The sequence below is a fragment of the Gilvimarinus sp. 1_MG-2023 genome, assembly GCF_030548285.1.
Window position 1 is genome coordinate 1 of record NZ_JAUOSC010000065.1, and the last position, 549, is coordinate 549.

Consider the following 549-nt stretch of genomic DNA (forward strand, 5'->3'; position numbering starts at 1 on the left):
ACATGGACCAGTTCAAACGCATCAACGATTCCATGGGCCATGATGCCGGCGACCAGCTTCTGCAAGAAGCCGCCAAACGACTGAGCAACTGCGTTCGTGATCGAGACACAGTCTCCCGTATCGGTGGCGACGAATTCACCATCCTGCTAACCGATATCAAACAGACCTCCGACGTCCTCGCCGTGGCCGAAAAATTACTCTCCACTCTCAACCGCCCGGTCAGAATCAAAGGACAGGACATCACCACCTCCGTCAGCATCGGCATCACCCTGACACCGCAAGACTCCAGCGACCCCAACACCCTGATGAAAAATGCCGACCTGGCCATGTATCGCGCCAAAGAACTGGGCCGTAACAACATCCAGTTCTTCTCCGAAGACATGAACCGCTCAATCCTCGAACACCTGGACTGGGAACAAAAAATCAACACCGCCCTGGCAGAAGACCAGTTTAACCTCGTTTACCAGCCCAAAATCAGCTTGCAGGGTTATCACACCACAGGCCTGGAAGCCCTGGTTCGTTGGCATCACCCGAAGAACGGCCTGATAC

General features: G+C 54.5%; 1 protein-coding gene. It reads left to right on the forward strand.

Annotated elements, in window-relative coordinates; all coding sequences use genetic code 11:
* The coding region (locus tag Q4563_RS15670) for a diguanylate cyclase domain-containing protein (RefSeq protein ID WP_303605122.1) at positions 1 to 549 on the forward strand (549 nt) is incomplete at both ends.